Source organism: Klebsiella sp. ME-303 (genome assembly GCF_007910085.1).
In the GTDB taxonomy this organism is placed as follows: domain Bacteria; phylum Pseudomonadota; class Gammaproteobacteria; order Enterobacterales; family Enterobacteriaceae; genus Klebsiella; species Klebsiella michiganensis.
Genome location: NZ_VOJB01000029.1, coordinates 1 through 4,190 on the forward strand (window position 1 = coordinate 1; position 4,190 = coordinate 4,190).

At 54.4% G+C, this 4,190-nt stretch carries 5 protein-coding genes; all 5 read right to left on the reverse strand.

From position 1 onward, the window contains the following. Nucleotides 1-101 (reverse strand): adenylosuccinate synthetase (locus FQK12_RS00320; protein ID WP_186711166.1); only part of this gene is annotated, 101 nt, incomplete at its 3' end. A gap of 102 nt (nucleotides 102-203) precedes the next feature. Further along, nucleotides 204-401 (reverse strand): DUF2065 domain-containing protein, encoded by a 198-nt coding sequence (locus FQK12_RS00325; RefSeq protein ID WP_004097978.1) that lies wholly within the window; start codon nucleotides 399-401, stop codon nucleotides 204-206. A gap of 197 nt (nucleotides 402-598) precedes the next feature. Further along, nucleotides 599-1,603 carry a protease modulator HflC gene (hflC, locus tag FQK12_RS00330; protein ID WP_004097977.1) on the reverse strand — a complete coding sequence of 335 codons (1,005 nt, stop codon included), beginning with the start codon at nucleotides 1,601-1,603 and terminating at the stop codon, nucleotides 599-601. A 2-nt stretch (nucleotides 1,604-1,605) separates the two neighbouring features. Beyond that, the gene (gene hflK, locus FQK12_RS00335) at nucleotides 1,606-2,862 is read right to left on the reverse strand and encodes an FtsH protease activity modulator HflK (RefSeq protein WP_014227623.1); all 1,257 of its coding nucleotides are present in this window, start codon (nucleotides 2,860-2,862) and stop codon (nucleotides 1,606-1,608) included. A gap of 65 nt (nucleotides 2,863-2,927) precedes the next feature. Continuing rightward, a partial coding sequence (gene hflX, locus FQK12_RS00340; RefSeq protein WP_146295629.1) for a ribosome rescue GTPase HflX occupies nucleotides 2,928-4,190 on the reverse strand: 1,263 nt, incomplete at its 5' end.

A 4,190-nucleotide genomic window follows, 5' to 3' on the forward strand; every position in this document is an offset into this window, starting at 1 on the left:
TAGCGCACAACATATTTAGCCCGTTCAGTCAGGAGATCGACGATCTTCCCTTTACCTTCGTCACCCCATTGGGTGCCCAGTACGACGACGTTGTTACCCATTTTTCAAAATCACCGTTTGCTTAAAAATGGATTCTACCATCGCTTTTTCAGAGTTACAGCACTTTTTGCACTCAAAAGGCGGGAAATTAGTCTACTTTACGCTCAGCCAATCGTTTTCCTCAACATGTAGTAGATGACGATACCGGCAACCACAAGACCTCCGCCAAACCGGCGTAATAAATTATCCGGTAATTGGCTCATCGTGGCGACCATTCGACGCCACGCGCGCGGATAAAGCAATGGCCCAAGCCCTTCAAGTACTAAAACCAGCGCCAGTGCCAGCCAGATTGTTGAGTTCATTATTCACCTTTATTTAAGTACAGCCACCGTCGCTCACCCCTGTGAGTCGTTGCTCAATTCATATTCTCCGGTATTTCATCATTGTTATGAACCGGCTTTATGAAACAAAATACATAACCCATTGGCGAACCCAAATCCGCTGCGAACATTGTAAAAAAGGCGCCTCAACGGGCGCCTTTTTGCTTACTCATTGCTTATCAGCGGGTCGCTGACGTGGGTGATTTCATATAGCGGAAGAAATCGCTGTCCGGGCTGAGAACCATTACATCCTGATTGCTCTGGAAGCTGTTCTCATACGCACGCAGGCTACGGATAAAGGCATAGAAGCCTGGATCCTGGCTGAATGCATCAGCAAACAGTTTCGCCGATTCAGCATCGCCTTCACCGCGCAGAATACGCCCCTGACGCTCGGCTTCCGCCAGCGTTTTGGTCACTTCATAATCCGCGGTCGCGCGCAGTTTTTCAGCTTCTTCCTGACCCTGTGAACGGTGACGACGCGCTACCGCTTCACGCTCGGCGCGCATACGGTTGTAGATCGCTTCAGACACTTCGGCAGGCAGGTTGATCTGTTTAATACGCACGTCGACGACTTCAATACCCAGCGCCGCCATACTGTTCGGGTTGATCACCTGAACCTTACCGTTCGTTTCTGCTTCAACACGCTCCGCCGCTTTAGCAATCGCGTCATCGGCAGCCGGCGTACTGACTTCATCTTCTGTGCCCGCAGAACCTGAGTTCAGCGCATCGCGGACTTCCAGGGTCAGACGGCCGCGGGAGTCGGTCACGATGTCTTTCACATCCAGACGGCCAATTTCAGAACGTAGACGGTCAGAGAATTTACGCTTCAGCAGCACCTCGGCCTGGGAAACGTCACCGCCGCCGGTTGCCAGGTAGTAACGGCTAAAGTCGCTGATGCGCCACTTGATGTAAGAGTCAACAATCAGGTCCTTCTTCTCTTTGGTAACAAAGCGGTCGGCCTGGTTGTCCATCGTCTGGATACGCGCATCAAGCATCTTCACGGATTCAATAAAAGGAATCTTGAAGTGAAGGCCAGGCGCGTACACCAGCGGTTTGTTTTCATCGTCGCGCAGAACTTTACCAAAACGCAGCGTAATGCCGCGCTCGCCCTCTTTGACCACAAAGATGGACATGTAGAGCACCACCAGCACGATGACAATTATCGCGATAACAGATTTACGCATCGTTATTCCCCCTGACGCTGGTAGTCGTTACGCTGCGCGTTGGCGCGGCGTTGGTCCATAATGGTGCCTCCCGTAGAGGTAGAAGCGTTACTGGCGCTGTTTGAGCTGGCTGCAGGCGGCAGACGCAGCAGATCGCTTGCGCCACTGCTATCGCTCTTTGCCGCCGGCGCGCCGGCGCCTTTCAGCATCTGATCCAGAGGCAGAACCATCAGGTTGCTCCCCTTATCGTTAACCAGCACTTTGCGCGTATGGCTCAGCACTTTTTCCATGGTTTCGATATACAGACGCTCGCGGGTAATTTCCGGAGCCGCTTTATACTCAGGCAGAATTTTTGCAAAACGAGCCACTTCACCCTGCGCTTCAAGAACGGTCTGGGTCTTATAGGCGCGAGCCTCTTCAAGGATACGCTGCGCCTGACCGTTAGCCCGCGGCTGGACTTCGTTGGTGTAAGCTTCCGCTTCACGAATGTACTGCTGTTCGTTTTCACGCGCGGCAATCGCATCATCAAACGCGGCTTTTACTTCCTCCGGCGGACGCGCCGTCTGGAAGTTGACGTCGAGCAGGGTGATACCCATGTTGTACGGACGAATGGTCTCTTCCAGCTCGCGCTGGGTATCGCTACGAATGACGGTACGTCCTTCGGTCAGGATACGGTCCATGGTGTATTTACCGATCACGCCACGCAGGGCGCTGTCGGTGGCCTGACGCAGGCTGTCGTCCGCGCTGGTGACGCTAAACAGATAGCGTTCCGGATCGGTCACGCGGTACTGCACGTTCATCTCAACGCGCACGACGTTTTCGTCAGACGTCAGCATGACGCCGGAAGCCGCCAGTTCGCGGACCGACTCAACGTTAACCGCCTGAACGTTATCAATGAAAGTAGGTTTCCAGTTAAGGCCAGGCTCAACCAGATGGCTAAATTTACCAAAGCGAGTGACGACGCCACGTTCAGCTTCTTTAATGGTATAGAAACCGCTGGCTGCCCAGATAATAACCGCAGCGGCGGCAACGATGCCGACGATACGTCCGCCCATTGGCCCGCGAGGTCCCTGAGAGCCGCTACCGCCGCCCAGTCCACCTTTTCCGCCACCCAGGCCGCCAAGTTTTTTACTTAGCTTACGGAAGATATCATCCAGATCGGGAGGTCCCTGCTCGCGACCGCCTTTGTTGCCATTTCCCCCAGAGTTGCCGCCTTGGTTATTGCTGCTTCCCCACGGGTCGCGGTCCTGTCCGTTATTACCGGGCTGATTCCACGCCATGTATATGCTCCATATTTGTTTTTGATATCCCCACAGGGGTCAATATCTTCAGGCAAGCTGCAAGGTCAAATCACGTATTCAACCAGCGCTGGCTCTTGTTTACAGAGGCGACGCCAGTCAACGATCGGCATGCGCACCTGCAGACCAACGCTACCGTCATCCTCCATCCACTCTTTCTCTATCGCCTGAAGCTGATAGAACCGGCTTCTCAACCGACCTTCCTGCGGTGGCAGGCGCAGCGTGTGCTGGGCCACTTCACCAGAAAGCCGTTCCGTCAAAGCCTGAAAAAGCAGCGGTACGCCAACCCCGGTCTGGGCGGAAAGCCAGACCCGAATCGGTTTATTTTCTTCATCCCGATCGATACGCGGCTCAAAATCATCCAGCATGTCGATTTTATTCATGACCAGCAGCGCCGGGATCTCATCAGCTTCGATTTCCGCGAGCACCGTATTAACTGCGTCAATATTTTCCTGCACGCGCACATCGGCCGCATCAATGATATGCAGCAACAGCGTCGCCTGGCGCGTCTCCTGGAGCGTCGCTTTAAACGCGGCCACCAGATCGTGCGGCAGGTGGCGAATAAAGCCTACGGTATCCGCCAGGACGGTTTCGCCGACATCAGGGACATCAATCCGGCGCAGCGTTGGGTCCAGAGTGGCGAACAGCTGGTTCGCAGCATAGACCTCGGCTTCGGTTATCTGATTGAACAACGTGGATTTACCGGCGTTGGTATAACCGACCAGCGACACGGTTGGAATATCGGCTTTGGCGCGTGACCGCCGTCCCTGCTCACGCTGTTTTTCAACTTTTTCCAGTCGCGCCAGGATCTGCATAATACGGTTACGCAGCAAGCGGCGGTCAGTTTCGAGCTGGGTTTCCCCCGGGCCGCGCAAACCAATCCCGCCTTTCTGTCTTTCAAGGTGGGTCCAGCCGCGAACGAGGCGAGTCGCCATGTGGCGCAGCTGCGCCAGCTCGACCTGCAGTTTCCCTTCGTGGGTACGCGCTCGCTGGGCAAAAATATCTAAAATCAAGCCGGTACGATCGATAACCCGACATTCGCATAAGCGCTCCAGGTTTCGTTCCTGTGCCGGACTCAGGGCATGATCGAAGAGCACAACCGATGCACCGGTCGCTTTTACGGCTTCCGCAATTTCGACTGCTTTACCTTCACCAACAAAATACTTCGGGTGCGGTGCTTTACGGCTACCGGTAATCACCTGCATTGCTTCGACACCGGCGGAAGAGGCCAGAGTTTCAAACTCCTGGAGATCTTCCATATCTTTGTCTTGCGAAAAATAGATGTGTACCAGTACCGCCTGCTCACCGGC

Coding starts and splice junctions, on each gene's coding strand:
- FQK12_RS00325 (WP_004097978.1), bottom strand. CDS start 401: ATGAACTCAACAATCTGGCTGGCACTGGCGCTGGTTTTAGTACTTGAA.
- hflK (WP_014227623.1), bottom strand. CDS start 2,862: ATGGCGTGGAATCAGCCCGGTAATAACGGACAGGACCGCGACCCGTGG.
- hflC (WP_004097977.1), bottom strand. CDS start 1,603: ATGCGTAAATCTGTTATCGCGATAATTGTCATCGTGCTGGTGGTGCTC.